General features: G+C 54.1%; 14 protein-coding genes and 2 pseudogenes. 12 read left to right on the forward strand and 4 right to left on the reverse strand.

From position 1 onward, the window contains the following. The first annotated feature begins 33 nt into the window (after positions 1–33). The 7 genes from KW849_RS26545 to KW849_RS26575 all read left to right on the forward strand — a co-directional run bounded on the left by KW849_RS26545 (position 34) and on the right by KW849_RS26575 (position 7,914). A complete protein-coding gene (locus KW849_RS26545) occupies positions 34–759 on the forward strand; it encodes an SDR family NAD(P)-dependent oxidoreductase (protein WP_218432272.1) in 726 nt (241 codons plus the stop codon). 81 nt (positions 760–840) lie between these two features. After that, positions 841–1,794: a sugar ABC transporter substrate-binding protein gene (locus KW849_RS26550; protein ID WP_218432273.1), complete on the forward strand. Its 954-nt coding sequence runs from the start codon at positions 841–843 to the stop codon at positions 1,792–1,794. A gap of 64 nt (positions 1,795–1,858) precedes the next feature. After that, positions 1,859–2,812 (forward strand): substrate-binding domain-containing protein, encoded by a 954-nt coding sequence (locus KW849_RS26555; RefSeq protein WP_159439186.1) that lies wholly within the window; start codon positions 1,859–1,861, stop codon positions 2,810–2,812. An 83-nt stretch (positions 2,813–2,895) separates the two neighbouring features. Then, entirely contained in the window at positions 2,896–4,458 is a 1,563-nt protein-coding gene (locus KW849_RS26560) for a sugar ABC transporter ATP-binding protein (RefSeq protein WP_218432274.1), read from the forward strand. A 38-nt stretch (positions 4,459–4,496) separates the two neighbouring features. After that, positions 4,497–5,498 (forward strand): ABC transporter permease, encoded by a 1,002-nt coding sequence (locus KW849_RS26565; RefSeq protein WP_095060491.1) that lies wholly within the window; start codon positions 4,497–4,499, stop codon positions 5,496–5,498. 218 nt (positions 5,499–5,716) lie between these two features. After that, entirely contained in the window at positions 5,717–6,946 is a 1,230-nt protein-coding gene (locus KW849_RS26570) for a carbohydrate porin (RefSeq protein ID WP_218432275.1), read from the forward strand. A gap of 227 nt (positions 6,947–7,173) precedes the next feature. Next, entirely contained in the window at positions 7,174–7,914 is a 741-nt protein-coding gene (locus KW849_RS26575) for a sulfite exporter TauE/SafE family protein (protein WP_218432276.1), read from the forward strand. Positions 7,915–8,114: 200 nt separating this feature from the next. On the opposite strand, the pseudogene KW849_RS26580 reads toward KW849_RS26575, so the two are convergent. After that, a pseudogene (locus KW849_RS26580) lies at positions 8,115–8,495 on the reverse strand (transposase); the annotation flags it as partial. Positions 8,496–8,742: 247 nt separating this feature from the next. Between KW849_RS26580 and KW849_RS26585 the strand changes: the two are divergent. The 5 genes and pseudogenes from KW849_RS26585 to KW849_RS26605 all read left to right on the forward strand — a co-directional run. Beyond that, entirely contained in the window at positions 8,743–9,168 is a 426-nt protein-coding gene (locus KW849_RS26585; RefSeq protein ID WP_218432277.1) for an Rrf2 family transcriptional regulator, read from the forward strand. A gap of 61 nt (positions 9,169–9,229) precedes the next feature. After that, complete coding sequence (locus KW849_RS26590) at positions 9,230–10,093, forward strand: SDR family oxidoreductase (RefSeq protein WP_218432278.1); 864 nt, start codon at positions 9,230–9,232, stop codon at positions 10,091–10,093. A gap of 437 nt (positions 10,094–10,530) precedes the next feature. Continuing rightward, on the forward strand, positions 10,531–11,646 hold the full coding sequence (locus KW849_RS26595) for an NADH:flavin oxidoreductase (protein WP_218432280.1): 1,116 nt from the start codon (positions 10,531–10,533) through the stop codon (positions 11,644–11,646). A gap of 12 nt (positions 11,647–11,658) precedes the next feature. Then, entirely contained in the window at positions 11,659–12,561 is a 903-nt protein-coding gene (locus tag KW849_RS26600) for an NmrA family NAD(P)-binding protein (RefSeq protein ID WP_218432288.1), read from the forward strand. Between the two features lie 298 nt (positions 12,562–12,859). Beyond that, positions 12,860–13,162, forward strand: a pseudogene (locus KW849_RS26605) (histone-like nucleoid-structuring protein, MvaT/MvaU family); the annotation flags it as partial. A 342-nt stretch (positions 13,163–13,504) separates the two neighbouring features. On the opposite strand, the gene KW849_RS26610 reads toward KW849_RS26605, so the two are convergent. The 3 genes from KW849_RS26610 to KW849_RS26620 form a co-directional block, all read right to left on the reverse strand. Further along, complete coding sequence (locus KW849_RS26610; RefSeq protein WP_218432289.1) at positions 13,505–14,548, reverse strand: reverse transcriptase family protein; 1,044 nt, start codon at positions 14,546–14,548, stop codon at positions 13,505–13,507. A gap of 75 nt (positions 14,549–14,623) precedes the next feature. Next, a complete protein-coding gene (locus KW849_RS26615; RefSeq protein WP_218432290.1) occupies positions 14,624–14,878 on the reverse strand; it encodes a hypothetical protein in 255 nt (84 codons plus the stop codon). A 411-nt stretch (positions 14,879–15,289) separates the two neighbouring features. Next, positions 15,290–20,179, reverse strand: coding sequence for a type ISP restriction/modification enzyme (locus tag KW849_RS26620; protein ID WP_218432291.1), 4,890 nt, complete (start codon positions 20,177–20,179; stop codon positions 15,290–15,292). Positions 20,180–21,013: the final 834 nt, after the last annotated feature.

Here is a 21,013-nt window from a genome sequence, read left to right on the forward strand (position 1 = left end):
GTGATTGGCAAGTTTCAGATTAGGAAAATCAACATGAAACGACTACACAGCAAAGTTGCGTTGGTGACTGGCGGTGGAATGGGTATCGGACGTGCGATCGCCGAGCTTTTCGCCGATGAAGGAGCCACCGTTATCGTTGGCGATGTGCACCAACCTGAGCCATACAAAAATGCAAGCGTCGTTGCCAAGCACTTGGATGTGTCAAAGCTGGAGGACTGGGAACGTCTCGTCGAAGAGGTAGTTCGTGAGCACGGTAAGGTTGATGTGCTCGTGAACAACGCGGGCTTGGTAGGTTCCTACCTTCCCATCGATGAGATCACCCTCGATGACTGGAATCGGGTCATCGATATCAATCAAAACGGTGTGTTCTATGGGATGAGAACCGTCATCCCGGTCATGAAGCGACAGCAAGCAGGCTCCATCGTTAACGTGTCTTCGATCTGGGGCATCGTCGGCGCCAGTGGTGTGTCGGCGTACCAGGCTAGCAAAGCTGCAGTGCGCATGATGAGCAAGAACGCAGCTCTGTCTTACGTGGCCAATGGCATCCGCGTCAACTCGCTGCATCCGGGGTTGGTCGAAACACCGATGATTGCTCGCCAAGCGGCTGATACCACCGCAGCCGTCGTCGCAGCGACGCCGATGGGGCGTGCCGCGGATCCCAAAGAAATTGCCTACGCGGCTTTGTTCCTCGCCAGTGATGAAGCGAGCTTCATTACGGGGGCAGAGCTCGTGGTTGATGGAGGATACACAACGCCCTGAGCGTTCTATTGACGTGCGCGTAATGCGACACGGGCAACTCCGTGCCGCAACTTTGATACCCATCTGAGGAGAACAAAAATAATGAAAACGCAGAAAGGTGGTTTGTTGTGCTGCGCTGTTTTGGCAGCAGGTTTGACGTTACAGCTTTCGCCTGCAATGGCGGCTGGGGAGAAGATCGTCGTCAACTTCCAAACGTTATCCATCCCTTACTTCATCTACATGCACGAGCAGGCTGCGCAGGAAGCCAAGACGCTCAATGTTGAACTGCTTGTGCAGGATGCCCAATCTTCCTCGACGAAGCAGTCTTCGGATGTCGAGAACGCACTGACTCAAGGTGTCGATGCAATGGTTGTCGCACCCAATGATGTGACCGCCTTGGCTCCGGCTTTGAACGAAGTGCTATCTGAAAAAGTACCCTTGGTGACAGTCGACCGTCGCGTCGAAGGTACCGATGTCCCAGTGCCCTATGTGACTGCTGACAGCGTAGCGGGTGGCCGACTTATGGCCGAGTGGGTCACGACCAACATGAAAGATGGTGCGCGCGTGGCATTCATTGCCGGTACAGCTGGTTCATCAACAGCCATTGACCGTGCGAAAGGTGTCCATGAAGGACTCAAAGCTGGCGGAAGCAAATTCAAACTCGTTGCTGAGCAGTCTGGGGAGTGGGAGCGCGCGAAGGCTATGTCGGTGGCTGAAAACATCCTGACATCGCTGAGTGCAAACCCTCCAGATGCAATCATCTGTGCGAGCGGCGACATGGCACTCGGGGCTGCGGAAGCCGTGCGGGCCATGGGGTTGAAAGGCAAGATCAAAGTCATCGGGTTTGACGCGTACCCAGAGGTGCTGCGTGCCATCCGAGACGGAGATATCGCCGGCATCGTGGAGCAAAGCCCGAGCAAACAAATCAGGACGGCCCTTCGCATGGCGGTGATGAAAGTACGCGGCGAAGCAGAGCTCGAAACGGTCATCGTTCAGCCATTCATAGTCACCCAGGAAAACCTGAGTCGGGCAGAACAATACAGCGCCATTCAATAACTGGCGGTTCTTCGTCCGGTAAATCCGACTGTTTGATGCACCTATGCAATTAAGGAAATCGAGAATGAAAACGAACAATAAACGTCGAGTGCTGACTGCTGCATTGGCCACAGCTTTTTTGATGTCGAACGCACCCGTTTTCGCCGCTGGCGAGAAGATTGCGGTGAGCTTCCAAACCCTATCAATTCCCTTCTTCATCTTCATGCATGAGCAGGCAGTGCAGGAAGCTAAAGCACTGGATATCAACCTGCTTGTCCAGGATGCCCAGGCTTCATCTTCCAAACAAAGTTCCGATATCGAGAACTCGCTCACACAAGGTGCTAAGGCAGTTGTATTGACTCCGAACGATGTCTCCGCGCTCGCACCGGTTATCAATGATGTGCTGGATGAGAAGGTTCCGGTAATCGCAGTTGACCGCCGTGTGGAGGGCACTTCCTCAGCTGTGCCATTCGTAACGGCAGACAACGTGGCGGGTGGGCGCATCATGGGTGAGTGGGTTGTGAAGAACATGCCCAAGGGGGCCAATGTGGTACTGATCACCGGTCAGATTGGCTCCACCACCGCAATGGATCGAGCGAAAGGGGTGCATCAAGCACTGACTGCGGCCGGTAGCAACTTCAAACTCGTGGCCGAGCAATCCGGTGAGGCTGATCGTGCCAAGGCAATGTCGGTGGTCGAGAACATTCTGACCGCTTCGGCGGGCACTCCGCCTGATGTGATCATCTGCTCCACCGGCGATATGACGCTTGGAGCAGTCGAAGCCGTTCGAGGAATGGGACTAAGCAACAAGATCAAAATCATTGGCTACGACGCTTACCCTGAAGTTCTGAAAAGCATCAAGGCAGGTGAGATTACCGGCATCGTTGAACAGAGCCCAAGCAAGCAGATCCGCACCGCCTTACGCCTGGTTGTGGACAATATCCGCAATGGCACCAAGATCGAATCAGTGACCGTTCAGCCGTTCATGGTCACCCAGCAAAACCTGGATCAAGCGGAGCAATTCAGCGCTATCAAGTAATCGACTACCCATCTTTGTAATTGACGCGGGAGAGAGCACCGCTATCTCCCTATTTAACGGATCTAGGACTGGAAGGCATCGGAATGAACGATACGCTGCTGCAAGTTCGCAATATCAAGAAGACCTTTCCAGGGGTTGTTGCACTCAATGGCGTAAAGCTCGAAGTCGGCAAAGGTGAAGTACACGCTTTGCTCGGTGAAAACGGGGCGGGCAAGTCGACCATCCTGAAGATTCTGGCCGGTGCCCAGCCTGCGGATGCTGGTCAAGGTTCACTTGAATTCAATGGCCATGTGCTGCAGGAGCATGACACTCCCATGCGCCGCCAAGAGCTTGGCATCATTACTATCTATCAGGAGTTCAATCTCATCGCCGACATGTCTGTCGCTGAGAACATGTACCTCGGACGTGAGCCGTTACGACATGGGTTTGTTGACTGGAAGCTGATGTTTAGTGATGCCCAGCATGTCCTGGACGACCTCGGTTTGACCATTACACCAAGGACGATGGTTCGCAAGCTCAGTGTGGCTGAACAGCAGATGGTAGAGATTGCCAAGGCGCTCACCATGAATGCGAAGCTCATCATCATGGATGAACCTACCGCTGCGCTCAGTGGCCGCGAAGTAGACAAGTTGCACGGAATCGTCGCGGGTCTGAAGGCCAAAGGCATCAGCATCATCTACGTGTCGCATAAGCTCAATGAAGTGAAGGCTTGCTGTGATCGTTACACCATCTTTCGTGATGGCGCCTACATCACCTCTGGGGACGTCGCAGACGTCAGCGTCGATGACATCGTTCGTCTGATGGTCGGCCGGGACGTCGAGTTTGTGCGCAAACCGCTCACCGGCTCTCCAGGCGAAGTGATGCTGAAAGTGCAGAGTGTTTCCAGAATCTCCGGTGGCGGCGGCCAAAGTCTTCATGCAACGCCACTACGCGATATGTCCATCGATGTGCGGGCTGGGGAAATTGTTGGTTTCGCTGGGCTGGTAGGAGCAGGCCGTACAGAACTGGCTCGTGTGATCTTCGGCGCCGATGGATGCGATGACGGGATCATCTACGTGAACGGTCGCCAGGTTTCTCCGTTTCGATCGCCTCGTGAAGGCATCGCTGCCGGAGTCGCGCTTGTGCCGGAGGACAGGAAGCAGCAGGCCTGCTTCTTGGGGCACTCCATTCGCTGGAACATGAGCCTACCGAGCTTGGGTGGGATGAAGCGCTGGGGCATGTTCATTGATGACCGAGCTGAAACCCAACTCATTCAGGACTACCAGAAGCGACTGCGAATCAAGATGGCTAACGACAGTGTGGCCATTGGGACTCTGTCAGGGGGAAACCAACAGAAAGTCATCCTGGCCCGATGCATGGCGCTCAAGCCGAAAGTTCTCATTGTCGACGAGCCAACGCGAGGCATTGATGTTGGGGCCAAAGCAGAAGTTCACCAGGTTCTGTTCGATATGGCGCGCGCTGGCATCGCCGTGATTGTCATCTCTTCCGAGCTGCCCGAAGTCATGGCCGTCAGCGACCAGATTGTCACGTTCCGGGAAGGAACAATCACCGGTGTTGTCTCGGCTGATGAGGCAACTGAAGAGCTACTGATGCAGCGAATGGCTCAGGGAGTGAGTTCGACGCTTTCACACCAAGGCGTGGCCTAAACGGGCCGCACCCGCATCATCTATCGAGTAAACATAAAATGATCAAACCAGCATCTAGTGAGTCGGCCGTGGAGCATCGGAAAAAATTCGAGATGGTCGGGTTCTTCGAGAAGTATGGCGTGCTGTTGTTCCTCGTCGCACTGATCGCCATTTTCACCCTCTACAACCCAATGTTCCTGTCGGTTCGCAACATCAAGAACATTCTCACCGAGGTCTCAATCTACGGGATTATTGGCGTGGGAATGACCTACGTGATTCTCACGGGAGGTATCGATCTGGCAGTGGGATCGCTGCTCGCATTTGCCGCTATTAGCGGTGCATTCCTGATGCAGGCATTGGGCGGCGACTTCTTCATGGGATGGCTTGTTGCGATGCTGGCAGCGTGTGCTGTCGGTACGATGGCAGGCTACCTCCACGGTAAGGTCGTGACTCGATTTGGCGTTCCTGCATTCATCGTGACACTGGGTGGTCTCACGGTATGGCGCGGTGCGACGCTCATTGTGAATGATGGTGCTCCTGTGAGCGGCTTCAATGAAGCGTTCCGTTGGTGGGGGAGAGGAGACGTGTTGGGCGTACCTGTTCCCGTCCTGGTCTTCATGATCGTCGCTTTGGTGGGATACATCGCACTGCGATACACACGCTATGGCCGCCAGGTTTATGCCGTTGGCGGTAACCCTGAGGCAGCTCGGCTTTCAGGTTTGAGCGTGCAGGCGGTTGTGTTGAGTGTTTACGTCATCACGGGCTTCCTCGCAGGTCTTGCAGGGTTCCTTCTTTCTGCCCGACTTGGGTCGGCTGAGGCGGTCGCTGGCTCGGGCTACGAACTTCGCGTCATTGCTTCGGTGGTGATCGGAGGGACGAGCCTGTTCGGTGGCCTGGGCGGTGTCGGCGGCACGATTATCGGAGCGCTGCTTATCGGCGTCCTCATCAATGGACTCGTGATCATGAACGTGTCCGCGTATTACCAGCAAGTGGTGATTGGAATCATCATCGTGCTGGCGGTTGGCTTCGATACCTACGCCAAATCCAGAGGCAAATCGTGATTAGAGCAGTTCGTTAAGACTGCCAATTTATATGCTCTAACTGAAGCTATTCGAGTGCCTTACTGACTGTCATTACCCGCGCAGACAGTTTCGGTTTCAAGCTCTCGTTCTATTACTGCAACTCAATAAAAAGCCCACAACGCCGGAAGAGAAATCTCCCGGGGTGGGCTCGGCTGTCCCGAAAAATCAATAAAAAAACAACAAGTGGAGAAAACAGCATGTCGTTCAACACCAAGGGAGCTTTCTGGTCTGTACTTGCAGTAGCGGTATTTCCGCTGTCTGCGCATGCGTTAGATTTCAGCGGCTATTTCCGCACCGGTGTCGGAGATTCTACGGAGGGAGGCCGGCAATCGTGCTTTCAGCTTCCAGGGGCACAATCCAAGTATCGCTTGGGTAACGAATGCGAGCAGTACTTCGAGTTTGATCTGCGTCAAGACCTGCTCAAGCTAGATGACGGCTCTACCATCAGTGTCGAGGGCATGGCGCAACTGTACAACGAATATGGTCATACACCTAAGTTCACCGGTGACTATGGCTTTGCTCGAATGAACCAAGCGTACGCCGAATGGAGCAAGATGCCTGTACTCAACGGTGGTTCCTTCTGGGCTGGCCGCCGTTACTACAATCGTAATGATATTCACATGACTGACTACTACTACTGGAACCAGAGTGCAAATGGCTTTGGATTTGACCAGGTAGGTATCGGCGACCTCAAGTACAGCTACGTGTTCTCGCGCAAGGACAACCTCTTCCAAGAGGACTACACAAACCGTCACGACTTCACTGTCAGCGGCTTCGATACCAATCCTGGCGGTGGTCTGGAGTTAGGAGTCAGTTATCTCGAAAAGCCAGATAACAAGGAAGATTCCCACAGTGGTTGGTCAGCTATTGCGCAGCACAAGCAGAAAGGGTTTCTGGGGGGGCTCAATACCTTTGCAGTGCAGTATGGGCAAGGGCCGGGAACGGCTATGAGCTACACCGGCGATTCCTCTCTGGACAGCAACAATCAGAGTTGGCGCGTTGTAGAGTACTTCGACTGGCAAATGACTCCACGATTCAGTGGGCAATTCCAAATTGTTTACCAAAAGGATACCCACCCTAATGAAGACGATGACCAGAATTGGTTGTCGATCGGCGTCCGTCCTGTCTATGCGTTCACTGAGCAATTCAAGCTGAGCACCGAGGTTGGTCGAGATCAAGTGGATGCTCCCGGGGGGACGCGGAAATTGACGAAATTCACCATTGCTCCAACCTGGTCGCCGGCCGGGCCAGGCTACTGGTCTCGTCCGGAACTTCGCCTGTATTACACCTATGCCTCTTGGAACAAGGCAGCCCAACGGGCCGCGAGCGAAATGTCTGCTGGCTCAGCGCTCTCAGACAGTGGCGCCTTCGGTAATGCCCTTCATGGTTCGAACGTCGGCCTCCAGCTTGAGTACTGGTGGAAATGATGTGTAGTTCGCCAGCGTTGTGTAGCTGACCTGGAAGAAGTCCCACTAGGGCGATACCTCGGTGGGACTTCGATTAACGGATACGTGAAGAGGCTCGGAACCGCTCGCAAGATGTTCTGGGACGCAGAGGTGCGCTGTTGGATGCAAGTGGAGAACTTCGTCAGCGAGTTAGTCAATTTGAAGCCTGAGTCTGAGCTTCGGCCTCAAGGATCAGAATGGAGTAGGGCATGTCGCTAGTTGAGTTGTTCTTGTTGGGGGTACCGGCTGTCTTGCTGACGGGGATATCGAAGGGCGGTTTTGGAGGTGCGCTTGGCGGTATTGCCGTGCCGCTGCTTGCTCTGAATATGCCACCAACTCAGGCCGCAGCGATCATGCTACCGATCCTCTGCATCGCCGATATCACCGGACTGCGCCGCTTCCGAGGTAAGTGGGACATAAGCAATCTGCAGATCATGCTTCCAGGTGCTCTGGTTGGCGTGTTGATCGGAGCTTTATCGTTCGGTGCTCTAAGTGAACGTTTGATCGCACTGCTGATGGGAGGAATCGCGATCATATTTTTTTGCTTGAACGTCTGGGCTGCCCGTCACACCCTTGCGCCTGCGAATCCACATGTTGGTAAGGGAACGTTCTATTCTGGATTGGCCGGGTTCACGAGCTTTGTTGCTCACGCAGGTGGGCCACCGCTGATGATGTATCTTCTTCCTCAGCAAATGGACAAGGTGCGGTACGTCGCGACGACCAATGTGTTTTTCCTTCTAACCAACGCGATCAAGGTAGTGCCGTATGCGCTATTAGGTCAGTTCTCAGTGACCAACCTTGGGGCTAGCATGGCGCTTGCTCCGATCGTTATACCCGGCGTCTGGTTGGGCATTTGGTTGCAAAGCCGGGTGAACCAGAAATGGTTTTATCGGATCGCTTGGTTTGGGCTTCTTGTGACCGGATTACAGTTGGTGATACAGAACCTGTAGGTATGGAATCACAAAATCCTTAGAAAAGTGGAAAGCAGAACACGGCTCCGCGACCGTTGAGTCCCGGTTGACCAAGTGAGTTTGGTTTTAGTACAAGAAAAAGAGCCCAATGACAGACTGTGTGAAAACGCACTGAAGGCCGGCCCAACAAACGCCCCAATTTGTTCGGAGCGTTTGTTTTTGTTTGAGCGACAGACGTTTCAGCCCATCAGCGCCATCAACTGGCGGGCTCCCAGCACGCTAATCGCTCGCTTGAGGTTGTAAGCGTTCACCGCCAATGCCATTTCTGCTTTTGCTCCTTCCAACTGGCGCAGCAGGAAGTGACCATTCCCAAACAGCCATTGCTTGAGGTTACCGAAAGGGTGCTCAACGATGGATCTTCGGTTAGCCCTCATCTGCGGATGGGCCAGCATTCGCTCAAAGGCTTCCTCATGGGCATGACGTGAGACATAGCGGCACTGGGCGCCAGTGCATTGGGATTTGAGCGGGCAGGCAGCGCAGTCGGTGACATCTGCCTGATAGATCCGATCCCCCTTGTTGCGCTGTTTGAGCGTCAACCACTTGCCTGTCGGGCACTCATATCCTTGGAATTATGAGGGCATAGCAGGGAGGTTTGGTTGGGGAGCAGGTGTCGATGCATCGTTAAGAGTCCAGTGCTCTTTTTTTACGTGATCCTTGTAACGAAAATGCCTCTCTGCTTGCGACAAGAATACGAAAGGAATGAGCGAAGTGATCTTCACCGTGGTTCATTCGACTAATCCAATGGGTTCGTTCCTACAATTTCGCCCGCCTCTTGCATCAATAGGGATACTAATATAGTATCCATGGATGTCTTCAGTAAACACTCAATTCTCGATTGCCGTGCACGTATTGGCAGCGATTGCACATCACGACGGAGTTTTCGCTTCGGAGATTCTTGCGGGCAGCGTAAATGCCAACCCGGTTTTCGTTAAAAGGATTCTCGTTAAGCTATCGAAGGCGAAGCTGGCTAAAACGGCTGTTGGTAAGTCTGGAGGTTACGGCCTGGCACGAAGCCCGGAAAATATTTCGCTTTTAGAAATCTACTCTGCGGTAAGCCCTCCGGATGCTTTTGCTATCCACGCCTATCCCGTAAGGAAGGAGTGTGTCGTGAGCTCCAACATCAAGGAAGTCATGAGCGACGTACTGGTTTGTACTCAAGAGGCCGTCCATAGGGAGTTGAGACAGACGACGTTGGCAGATGTGGTGTCCAAAATCAGAGCTAAGTCCGCTTAGCTTTTTTTTGCCTATAATAGATACGTTAATAGTAGCTAATAAGCATTTAAAGGAACACGAAATGACGAAATCGAACGAAAAGTCCCCTGTGACTGACGGCACTGCAACCGGCCCCGCCGCTGCCAGGCATGACAAGGATTCGCCCACCGCCGTTCTCATCGGAGTGACCGGTGGACTTGGCCACGCGTTGGCCAGGCTCCTCGCGGCCGAGGGCTTTCGATTGGTGCTCGCTGCACGACGAGAGCACGACGCCGCCGAGATAGCCGGCAAAAGCGACGGTTCGGCGATTTACGTGCGCGCGGACGTAACCGATCCAGCTAGCCTCGAGAAGCTGGCTGTAACAGCCTTTGAACACCTCGGCCGGATCGATGCAGTGGTTAACCTTGCAGGCATCTCGCCCCGCAAACCTATTGAAGACTACACGCTATCCGACGTCGACGATCTGCTCGCTATCAACGTGAAGGGGCCCATCTTCGTGACTCAGGCATTCCTGCCTGGGCTGCGCAAGCAAGCCAGCGACGGAGTGATTGTCCACATCGGTGGCGCCATGGATGGCCGGGTGGCGCTGCCGTTTATGAGCGCCTATGCGGCGACCCGCGGCGCACTGGCGAGCTACGTGCAAGGCGCCAATCGCGAGCTTGAAGGGACAAACGTATCCCTGTCGTTCTTCGGGCCCGCCCCCTCCAACACTGAGTCGGAGTCCCCGTTTTTCGACATGTGGAAAAAGATGGGCGTCGACCTATGCGAGCCTGATGAAGTTGCACGCGATATCCTCGCCACGATCCGCCAGCGACGTAAGGAGCATGTTATGGGTGGCGCGCTGCTCAAGATGATGACGCTCATGAACGCCATCTCTCCATCCGCTGCTGATGCGATAGGTCTGCGGAAATTTGGGAAGCTCATCAAGCAATATAGCCCGCGTTGATGAGGGGCTTCGAACTTTATTCGGGGCGGGCAGAAGGGCTACGCTTCTCAGCCGTCCCTTATAACATGGCTTACCGCATGCAGTGCGGGTGTGCAAACTGTGGCTGCTTCTTACCGGCAAAGTCTATGAAGGCACCTTTATGGGCGAAGAACTTTTGATCCATGAGATCAGGCGTGTGATTTCACCGAGAGCCAACTGCAATAATTCTCCCGCCTAAGGTGCCTGAGCTTGCGACGATTGCAATAGCTCAACCGCCTTAAGCAGTTCCTTCCCGTTACAACCCGATACGCTAAAGCGCGAAAATCATTCTCGGCATTCCACAGCCTGGTCGCAGCCAACATATGGCTCCTATACAACTACAAGAGCCAAATGCCGAACAGGTGGGAATCTCGCATACGACCGATAACTCAATCGCTGACAAACGAATAGGATCCCAGGTGAACGAACAGTTTTTCCAGCCCTACACTTTCAACAACGGAGCGACGGTAAAAAATCGGCTCTTTATGGCGCCGATGACCAATGGGCAAAGTCATCCCGACGGACGCTTTAGCGAAGAAGAATTGAACTGGTTAACGATGCGTGCCCAAGGTGGATTCGGCGCGGTCATCACAGCCGGAGCTTCGGCCTACGAAGACGACCTTTACATAGAAGGGCAGATCGGAGCTTTCTCAGATTCTCACGAATATGGACTACGCCGCTTTGCCGACATGGTTAAGCGCGAGCAGGCGCTGTCGATTATTCAACTCATGCCCTCCGGAATGCGAGCAAAAGCCAAACTGAATAGAGGCAAACAGCCGGCGGGCCCAAGTGTCGTTCAACTTCCGATTCCTGATTTTGAGCAGCCTCGGGAGCTCAGCGAAGAACAAATCCACGCCATCCTTGATGCTTTAGTGGATAGCGCGCGACGAGTGCATCGGGCTGGCGCCTCCGGAATCGAGCTACACGGTGCCAACGGCTACCTTTTTACCCAGTTTTTTAGCAAGGCCACGAACCTGCGAAAAGATAAATGGGGAGGCTCGGTGGAAAATCGCGCACGATTTCTACTCGAAGCCATGCGGAGAATCCGTGGCGAGTTACCCAGCGACTTCGCCATCGGAGTTAAAATTCTCGTTGAAGACTGGAACAACGGGCGGGGCTTCGACATTGACGAAGGCTTGGAGATGCTCCGAATGATGAACGATGTGGGGTTTACTTACCTGAATCTCTCGGCCATGAACGCTAAGGAAGTATCCTGGAAATATCCCAATCAAAAGCAAACAAATCTCTCGCGGGTTAGGGACGTTTTAAGGAGCGACATTCCCGTGGTGGCAAGTGGATCGTTGTTAACGCCGCAAGACGTTCAAGATGCGCTCAACGATGGTGCCGATATGGTTGCTTTGGGCCGCGCGGCGATATTAGCCCCGGACTGGCCGAAAAGGGCTTCTCGCCCTGACTTCGAAATTAAAAGTTTTCCTCTCACGCTTGAAGAGCTCTATGCGCTCGGAGTGTCACCGAAGTTTGTGCATGCGCTGCGAAATGGGCTTTCCATGTGGAAATTCATAAAAGAAAATTAGGAAGAGAGCGCCATGAATATAAAGCAAAGTAAACCGCGAGTCTTGGTTATAGGTTCCAGTGGGCAAATAGGTAAGAAAGTAGTTTCCAATCTAGAAGGCAACCTTGACGTTGACGTTAGGATTACTTCCCGCAGGCTTGAAGAGGTTCATCGTTTAAGCGGCGAGGGAAAGGACATCGTTCACCTTGATCTGGACGATCCCCGAACTTTCGGAGCCGCGCTCGCAGGCGTGGATCGAGTTTTCCTTTTAACCGGCTATACCGTAGCCATGCTTGCGCAGAGCAAGACGCTGGTCGACGCCGCCAGCAAAGCCGGTGTTAAGCATATCGTGCACCTCGGTGTTTTTGGGGAATGGGATTGCACGGGGCCAGCCTTTGCCTGGCATCAATTGGTTGAGGCCTATATTAAAACCAGCGGAATTTATTGGACTTTCCTTCATCCCAATATGTTTATGGAAAACATACTTACTCTTTGCCTAAAGGGAGATACCCTGACCACTTACTGGAACGAAAACCGAACAGGCTGGGTGGCTGCGGCGGATATCGCCATGGTTGCTGCTACCGCGCTTCGGGAGGGGCCGGCGAAGCACGCTGGAAAAGAGTATTGGTTAAGCAGTGATGTTGCTACAGGCCCTGAGCTCGCCAAGCTGCTAGGCGAAATCCTCGGTAAAGAGATCACTGCTAACGTCCTTGGCCCCGCAGAATTTCAGGCTATTTTCACATCGGCAAGTATCCCGGTGGAGTCGTGGTATGCAGATGGCGGCGTCGAGATCATGCGACAGGTAGTGGATGGGCGGATGGGATATCTCGGAAGCGTTCGGGATGATGTTCCGCATGTCACCGGAGAGCACGCTTTAACACTTAAGCAATGGATTCTTGAGCATCGGCAGGAGCTAATTTCGATCGTCGGGCACTAGGGATGTTGCAATCAACTTGCCGCTTGAGGAGAGCAAGTCGAAATTTTCTCGAACGCAGCGCTTAGGGATGCTCTGAAATAAACGGATGTTTCCGGCTAGGGAAGGGCACGTAGCGAATCTTGCGTCTCACTCAAGTTGCCTTACATCATAATCACCCCACGACGCCCAAGCTGCATTTGGATATCGAGCAACAAACGCTCCTAGCTCCTGGCCAGCCTCACATATCTGCGCGATCCCATTGTGAACAAAATCACCATTTTCTTTAAAGGGTGAGCAGCAGTGAGATTTCGCTACATCGGAAGCGCTGAGCCTTAATGCTGGCTTGAAGAAAGAAATTGAATTTGAGACCAAGCTGCGTGCACTGCTGGGTGAGTACAGCTACAGCCTGAAAGACGTGATCAACCTGCTTGATCCACAAGCAGGCCGTCGCGCTTCAGCCGTCGAGTCCAAGTCCGGCAGCCGAAAGCCACGCCAAGTGAAGATCTACAAAAATCCGCATACCGGCGAAGTCGTCGAAACCAAAGGCGGTAATCACAAAACGCTGAAGGAATGGAAAGCAGAACACGGCTCCGCGACTATCGAGTCCTGGCTGACCAAGTGAGTTTGGTTTGAGTACAAACTAAGGGCCCTCGAGGGTAATGCCGACAGTTAAGCCTCATTGCTTGACCTTTGGCCACAAGAATTCAAAATCCGATGCCTGAATAGGCATCGGATTTTTATGTGTCTGGCTCGGGCACTGGAACTGACCCACAACTTCGTCTCGACTTACAATTCCCTCGAGGGATTGTAAGCGTCCGGCCAACACGTCTGGAACTGCGGCTCGGCGCCAAGTTGCTGCCGATCCGCTCGCGGCGCGAACCCCTTGCGGGTGTGGCGCTCATTGACCGCCGTGGGACGGTTCTGCGAAGGGCTAGGAATTAAGAGCCTGACAGTCGAGCCGTAGTCACTCGACTGAAAATGCAGATTCAGGCTGTGCTGCGGCATAGCGACCCAGAAGTGCAACCTGACTGCGGGCTTTGAGTGCATGCAGTCGTTGTTTCAAGCGTTCACCATCAGGGTGCGCACAGGCAATCAATCGACCAATACGTCCCATAACGCGACGAGCCAGCGGTTCTAACTGAATCCAGCTCGCTCCATGCTCCGCCTGATCCTCCAACTGTTTTACGGCTGCCCGTATCGCTTTACGTTCCGCCTTGGGTATGCCCGGAACCTGGTTAAAGATGGTTAGTCCCGTCACGGTCAAAGGAACGAACTCATCTATGACCTTCACCTTCAAGGTTTGACCGCGCCTGCGGACATGCAGCTTGGAGCGTTTCTGATAGCAACCTTTCTCGGCCAGCATGCGCGTCACCGCTGAGACCAGCTTCGTTAGCGTTGCTGAATCCAGCGGCGTCATGGACGAGATCGTGATGTCATCGGCAAATCGCGAGTAATTCAGCCCCTGCGCTTCCAGTCTGGTCACCAGCATGGGTTCGACATCCCAGAACACCAGGTTGGCCAAATAGCCGCTGCTACTGGCCCCCTGTGGGACAACACCATCACGGGTGGTCAGCAGGGCTAGTAGCTTCGAAACCTCTTCAGAAAAACCAAAGAGCCTCTCAAATATCTGCTGAACGTGCTGCACCTTGATCGAAGGGAAAAAGTCCTTGATGTCCTGCAACAGCACAAATTTAGCGTTGCCATGGACTTTGGCATTGGAATAAATACTTCGGCGGTTCAGAGGGTCTTTGATCCCGCCATGGAGATATGCCGGGAAGCGAACACGCGCTAGTAAACGATCTACGATTTTCCGTTGGATGCTTTTCAGCGGCTGGTACGCATCGTAGGTGTCACGGGGGGGGCCGTCTTTCTTCGCTTGCGGTACATAGCGGTACAGATTGGAGCTGCGCATGGCTAGGCTTTCGAGGAGTTCGGCGGATTCGCCAAGGGTCAACGACAGCGCCTTAAGGCTGTAGATCGGTTTGAAGGGATAAAGCGGAGCATCCATTTCCTGTCCCCGAAATGACATGAGGCCGATCACTGGATCGGCCTCACTAGAATTCGAATGATGTGGTTTGTTGCGTCATGAGATTACCTCAAAAATTGTCTCTGCATTTTCGCAGATCCAATCCCAAGCAATCACAGCCTTTTCCCAAATCCAGATGTAGTACGGAATACGTTTAGCCACTTTAGCTGCCTCGACAGACAAAGTCTTTAAACGACTTCCCCACTTGCGATCTTTCTGCTGAGGGGCTGCTTCCACTTTAACGCGGGCATCTTCAGTGTTGTGCATGTGCTTAACGGTACGAATACCGAAAGCATTCTTTACTTTCTTCATGGTCATAGCTCCAGACGGGCGTAATTGCCCCGCCGCCAAGCATTCCGGGCCGAATGGAACTTTGAAGATGCCGCTACAAACCACAGTTCTGCTTATCAAGTCCTTGATAAGCCGTCCGCCGCATTTCTGTCGCTAAACCGATGGGGCATTGCTGATAGCCCCGTGACGTTTGTCACGAAACCCTCAGCGCTGAGCACATCGGGATGACGACAGGTGTGAGGCGAAGGTAGCCCTGGAGAACACCAAAGCTGGTCAGTTTCCCAACCACCAACTGCAAGCCCGATTCATAACCATGTTTAAAGAGCACCTGGGCGGTAACACCCAGCAAAGACAGTTCTACAGAACAGGGAGGAGGTTTTCAACCTGAAGAAATGTCACCGGCCATGTCTAATGGCCGGTGACACATACGAATCAGATGTCGAGTGAGGGGAGCGACTTCACGATTTTCATGGTTTCCAGGCTCACCGTCACCACGCGCTGGAACAGTTCCAGCGGGTACTTGGGGTTGCTCATGGTTTCGATGGCCCAGTCGTTGGCGTCGTTGACGATGCCGCTGGCTTTTTCGGTTTTCACGCTCTGGCGCTCCATCACCCAGTCCAGTGCAGCCTTGCCGTTGACCACGTAGTCCCAGGCAGCCTCAGGGATACCCTTGAGGGTGATACGGTGGTTGTAGATGACGGTGGTCTTTTCACCCTTCTTGGCGAACTTCATCTTCTCCACGCGGTAATCAGCGTCGGTGAGCCTGCCCTTGGCCTCGATGGTTAGAGGGTACGGTTCGACGGTTTCGTAGTTCAGGTGAAAGTTGGCCAGAGCGCGGCCAGCTTTGCTGAAGGCCCAGAAATCAGCAATCTTCTTGACTGCGGGGATGCGCGGCAGCTCCTTGCTCAGGTTGTCTGCATAGCGTTCTCGGTAGTCCGGGGAATGGAGGATTCCGTAGACGTAGTAGAAAAGGTCTTCCTTGCTGATCTGCTCACCGGGGTAGGCCGTCTGGAAGTGGGCCAGGCCCGCGTCGGTTATGGCAGAGCGGCGGCGCAATTCCCCTTCAGCAGGCTCGGAAAAGAGGTCTCCTTTTGAGGCCTGCGCGACTTCGTCGTAGAGATACAAAGGGAAGCATTGATAACCACCCATACCTGGAGCCAAATTTAGGTCAGGGATACTGGAAGTTATAAGTGCTGAAAACCCTTTGTCTCCACCTAAGCCAGGCACGCAGATTCCCAAATTTTTCTGCGAGGCATCCGGGAAGATGCGCGGCATCTGGTAGACCATCTCGTTAAAGCGACGATTGAAGTACAGCCATTGTTTGGTGAACGGACGGTAAAGGCTGCGTACTATGCAATTAGTATCAAAGGTATAGCTACGGTTCTTACCCAAGTCCTGCTTCAAAGCTCGCGTCCAACTGATGCTAGTCGGATCGGTATCAATGAAGCCGTCCACTCGCTCCTGTCGCACCTTAGTATCCAACTCTGGATGCGTGACATTGAAACGCCTAACTTCAGCGTTGTAGAAGTCAATCATGCTGGCCATGTTGGCTGCTAGCTGAGTTTTTCCGGCATTGTAGGCCCACGCGTCGCGTTGCGTTTTCACACCGTTGGAATAGTTATCGAACAAAGCCAACGCACCCTTACTCTCCTTGTTTCCAAGCACTATGAACTGACCAAAGCTATTGTCGCGCTGCTTTAACCAATCACCATGCTCATCCGGGATAATCTGCTGCCAGTGCTTGATCTCCGCAACGCTGGCGTAACCGGCAATCTTTTCCAGTTTTTCTTCACGACTGAGATAGTCGCCGATATCGTGAAAATGGATCTGGCCGATAGCTTGCGCAGCAGGATTCTTGACCAGCAGAGAGATCGCGATAGGGGCGCGGCTGCCGCTGCCAAAAATCTTGCCACCTTCCTTGCGTGAAGTTTCACCACTGGTGCGCTGGTTGCCTCGCAGATGGAACACATAGAGGCTGGAGAACTCATCCACTAAACACTTGCGAAGGCCATCAGCAGTGTTGGACTCAACAAACCCGGCGTTGGTTACAAATCCAATAATCCCCGAATCACCCACGCGATCACTGGCCCAGCGAATGGCTCGTATATAGCTGTCATACAGTGCATTTTTATTTGTGGCGTCAGACTTGGCCGCATAGGTATCTCGAATACGACAGTCCAGCGAAGGGTAGGCCAGGTTCGCATTGTTGTCGTTAACGCTTTCTTGCTTCGCCGAATACGGCGGATTGCCAACAATCACCCGAATATCCAGTTCCTTCTGGCGCTTTCGCCGCGCACTGTTGTCCTCCAGCAGCGCGTCAACCAGATCGTCCTTTTCGTACATCTGGAAGGTATCGGTCAGACAGATACCTTCAAACGGGATGTACTCGTCGATCACTTCGCCATGGTAGGCCGCTTCGATATTGATGGCTGCGATGTAGTAGGCCAGTAGAACCAGTTCGTTGGCGTGAATTTCGTGCTTGTACTTATGCGGCAGTTCTTCCGGCTTGATCAGCCCCGACTGGATCAAGCGGGTGATGAAGGTGCCGGTGCCAGTGAACGGGTCGATGATGTGAACACCCTTGCTGCCCAAGGTCTGGCCGAACTCCTGTTGCAGCAGGTGATTGACGCTGTGGAGGATGAAGTCCACCACCTCGACCGGGGTGTAAACGATGCCCAGGCGCTCGGTCATCTTGGGGAAGGCGTTGCGGAAGAACTTGTCGTACAGCTCGACGATGATCTTCTGCTTGCCCTGGGCGCTGCTGATGCCGGCAGCGCGCTGGCGGACGCTGGCGTAGAACTTCTCCAAGGTGTCGGCTTCTTTCGCCAAGTGGTGTTCGTGGAGCGCGTCCAGCACGCCTTGCATGGCCTTCGCCATGGGGTTGTGCTTGGCGAAGCTGTATTCATCAAATAGGGCATCGAAGACCGGCTTGGTAACCAGGTGCTGGGCGAGCATTTCGACAATCTCGCCATCGCTGATGCTGTCGTTGAGGTCGTCACGCAGCTCAGCGGCGAAGGCATTAAAGGCAGTTTTTTCTTGGGTGTTGACCGGGTTCTCCAGAATGCCCTGGATGCGGTCGATATGGGTGCGGGCGATCTTGGCGATGTCGTTGGCCCAGTCTTCCCAGTGGTGGCGGTTGCCGCACTTTTCAACGATTTTGGCGTAGATGGCCTTTTCGATTTCCCCAACTTCGTAGCTCAGCTCGGCCTGCTGGGTCATCTGGCCTTCGGCATCATGTTTCGGACGTTTCTCGCCAATACCGTACTGGCCTTTGCCGGTCTGCTTGTTTTTTGTGCCGCTGCTTTTGGCCTTCTTGTCGGCCTTGTCGGTGATGGCAATGACTTCCATCTTGCGCGGGTCTGAGCCGATCAGGTCAAGCTTGTTGACCATGGCGTCGAAGCTGTCGTCGTGGGAGCGCAGCGCCTGGAGCACCTGCCAGACGACCTTGTAGGTCTGATTGTCGTTGAGGGCTTCGTGAGGCTCCATGCCAGCCGGAATGACTACCGGCAGCACGACATAGCCGCGCTTTTTGCCCGGTGCGTTGCGCATCACCCGGCCTACGGATTGCACCACGTCTACTTGGGAGTTGCGCGGGGTGAGGAAGAGCACGGCATCCAGCGCCGGTACGTCCACACCTTCAGACAGGCAGCGCACGTTGCTGAGGATGCGGCAGGTGTTGGCCGGGGGCTCTTCCTTAAGCCAGTTGAGCTTGGCTTCCTTCTGGCTGGCATTCATACCGCCATCAACGTGTTTGGCTTCGCAGATGATGCGCGAGTCCTGGTTGATTTCCTCAGACCTCTGGTAAGCCTCCACTACTGACTGGAACATGTTGGCGATGTTGAGCGAGCTGACCTTGTGCTTGGTGCCTTTGTAGTTGGGCGAGATGACTTGGCAGAATGCCACGGCACGCTTCATGGGCTCGCTGTCGCCAACTAGCTGCTCTGCCAGGCCTTGTTTGGCCAGCGCCTTCCAGCAGCCGACGATCTTGGCGGCGTCATCCACCTTGAGCTGGTTGTCTTCGTCTTTCAGCAAATCCTGGAGGCGGCGACTGATGGCGCTCTCTTCGACGGTGAGTACCAGCACCTTGTAGTCGGTGAGCAAGCCGCGCTGGACGGCCTCGGAGAAGTTGATGACGAACAGCTCTTTGCCATACAGCGCCTCGTCATCCATCGAGCAGAGGGTGACTTCGCCGGACTCGGCCTTGATCTTTGCATTGTCGCCATAGATGCGTGGCGTGGCGGTCATGTACAGGCGCTTGGCGGCGAGGATGTAGTCGGCGTCATGGATGCGCACGAAGGTGCTTTCGTCATCCTCACCAAAGGTCGCGCCGGTGGTGCGATGGGCCTCGTCGCAGATCACCAGGTCGAACGCTGCCAGATCGTATTCGTGCTGGGCACGGCTGATCACGTCGATGGAGTGATAGGTGGAGAACACTACACTCATGTGCTCGGCATCGTGGCGTTTGAGCATTTCCGACGCGAGTCGATCCGCCTGGGTCGTGGCCGGGTAGCGCAGCTCGTGGGTGAAGACCTGTACGGTGTCTTCATCGGCTTTGCGCTTCTTGCCCACATCGCTGTCAGAGCAGACGGCGAAGCTGTGGAGCGGGGTTTCGCTTTCCTGCGTCCATTCAGTGAGGGTCTGCGAAAGCAGCGATAGACTGGGCACCAGGAAGAGTACACGCTTGCCCTTGCCGGCCAGCCGTTCGGCGATCTTCAAACTGGTGAAGGTTTTGCCAGTGCCGCACGCCATGATCAGCTTGCCACGCACGGCATCCTTGAGGCCGGCAGCCGTGGCATTTAGTGCGGTCTGCTGGTGATCGCGCAGTTGCTTGCGGGCCTTGAGGGCAACCGCTTGGTTGGGCTGGTACTTGACCCAGTCGATTTGGCTGTCTTCTAGGGCTTGCAGGTCAATTTTGTTGACCGAAAGCTGCTGGCCCTGCAAGGCATCCTCAGCGTGCTCGCTCCAGTTGTTGGTAGTGGTGACGATGATGCGGTGCGAGAACGGTGCCTTGCCCGAGGCGGTGAAGAAGCTGTCGATGTCCTTCTTCTGGACACGGTAGTCCTCGGCGTACAGCTTGCACTGGATGGCGTGGTACTCGCCGGTACCCTGGGTGCGAGCCACTAGGTCAATGCCAGTGTCGCGACCGTCCAGCTCTTGTTCCTTCGCCCAGCTGGCGTACATCCATACCTTGTCGTACAGATCGCGATAGGTGGCCTCGTTGCGCAGGTAGGCGCAGATCAGCTCTTCGAAGTAGGTGCCTTTTTCGCGTTCGGTAACAGAGGTGGAGCGGTAGGTGTCGAGCAGGGCAGAGAGGGCGGACATGAAGAATTCCTTTGGATTACTGCTAGCGCACATCTCGGGCGCCAAATTTGTTCAGTCTATCAATCGGCGTCTCTTTGAGCAGCCAAAAGAAAACCCCAGGAGATACGAGATCTACTGGGGTTTGTCTCTAGCTACTAACTTTGGCCGAACCGTTTAACTCTGACCGAAAGGGCAAACAACTTTGCCCACCTACACGCCTACAGCAGCCAAGCAGCCAAGCAGCCAAGCAGCCAAGCAAGGATGCGATTTGTTTCGATGAAACCACAACCATGCTCCATCACTTCGCCCATCAAATCGTCAGAAAGGGGCTCAGAGCATGGCGCGTGCCGTAGTTTCGGCTAAGCAGTGCCTCTGTCCAAACTGAGACTCCATAAAGAAAAAACCGGCATTCGCCGGGGTTCTCAGTCTTGATATACGACACTAATTCCGCTCAAGTGCGACATGTGCCCGTCGACACTGGCGGTGTCATTCGAGCTTTCGGCAAAGCGGCGGATCAACTCTTCAAACACCAGGGCCATGTCGCGGCTGGAACCACCAGGCGTGTATTACCTTGAGGGCTGTAGTCCAGCGTTCACTACGACTATGCTTTTTTGGTTAGCCAATAGTCAGCTAATCCTTTCCACTAGGCCGGCTGGCCGTTTGTTTGGTGGAGGTTGCTATGGCCCGTGCAGTCCAGAACAAATCTAAAACACGGCGAGGCAGGCCTCGGCTTGAAACGCAACGGGCCCTTTATCAAATCAAGCTGTCCGGGTGGGATTTTACGTGGTCGTTCAGCCTAGCCCTGCCCAATAATTCGAGGGCTAACGAAGGTCATTATCATGAACATATGATCCT

The organism is Pseudomonas sp. PDM26 (assembly GCF_019219185.1).
Classification (GTDB): Bacteria; Pseudomonadota; Gammaproteobacteria; order Pseudomonadales; family Pseudomonadaceae; genus Aquipseudomonas.

Bases quoted from the DNA above. Each gene is read 5' to 3' on its own strand.
- KW849_RS26570 (WP_218432275.1), top strand. From the start codon at position 5,717: ATGTCGTTCAACACCAAGGGAGCTTTCTGGTCTGTACTTGCAGTAGCG.
- KW849_RS26620 (WP_218432291.1), bottom strand. From the start codon at position 20,179: ATGTCCGCCCTCTCTGCCCTGCTCGACACCTACCGCTCCACCTCTGTT.
- KW849_RS26600 (WP_218432288.1), top strand. From the start codon at position 11,659: ATGAATATAAAGCAAAGTAAACCGCGAGTCTTGGTTATAGGTTCCAGT.
- KW849_RS26555 (WP_159439186.1), top strand. From the start codon at position 1,859: ATGAAAACGAACAATAAACGTCGAGTGCTGACTGCTGCATTGGCCACA.
- KW849_RS26585 (WP_218432277.1), top strand. From the start codon at position 8,743: ATGTCTTCAGTAAACACTCAATTCTCGATTGCCGTGCACGTATTGGCA.
- KW849_RS26590 (WP_218432278.1), top strand. From the start codon at position 9,230: ATGACGAAATCGAACGAAAAGTCCCCTGTGACTGACGGCACTGCAACC.
- KW849_RS26610 (WP_218432289.1), bottom strand. From the start codon at position 14,548: ATGGATGCTCCGCTTTATCCCTTCAAACCGATCTACAGCCTTAAGGCG.
- KW849_RS26615 (WP_218432290.1), bottom strand. From the start codon at position 14,878: ATGAAGAAAGTAAAGAATGCTTTCGGTATTCGTACCGTTAAGCACATG.
- KW849_RS26560 (WP_218432274.1), top strand. From the start codon at position 2,896: ATGAACGATACGCTGCTGCAAGTTCGCAATATCAAGAAGACCTTTCCA.
- KW849_RS26575 (WP_218432276.1), top strand. From the start codon at position 7,174: ATGTCGCTAGTTGAGTTGTTCTTGTTGGGGGTACCGGCTGTCTTGCTG.
- KW849_RS26565 (WP_095060491.1), top strand. From the start codon at position 4,497: ATGATCAAACCAGCATCTAGTGAGTCGGCCGTGGAGCATCGGAAAAAA.
- KW849_RS26545 (WP_218432272.1), top strand. From the start codon at position 34: ATGAAACGACTACACAGCAAAGTTGCGTTGGTGACTGGCGGTGGAATG.
- KW849_RS26550 (WP_218432273.1), top strand. From the start codon at position 841: ATGAAAACGCAGAAAGGTGGTTTGTTGTGCTGCGCTGTTTTGGCAGCA.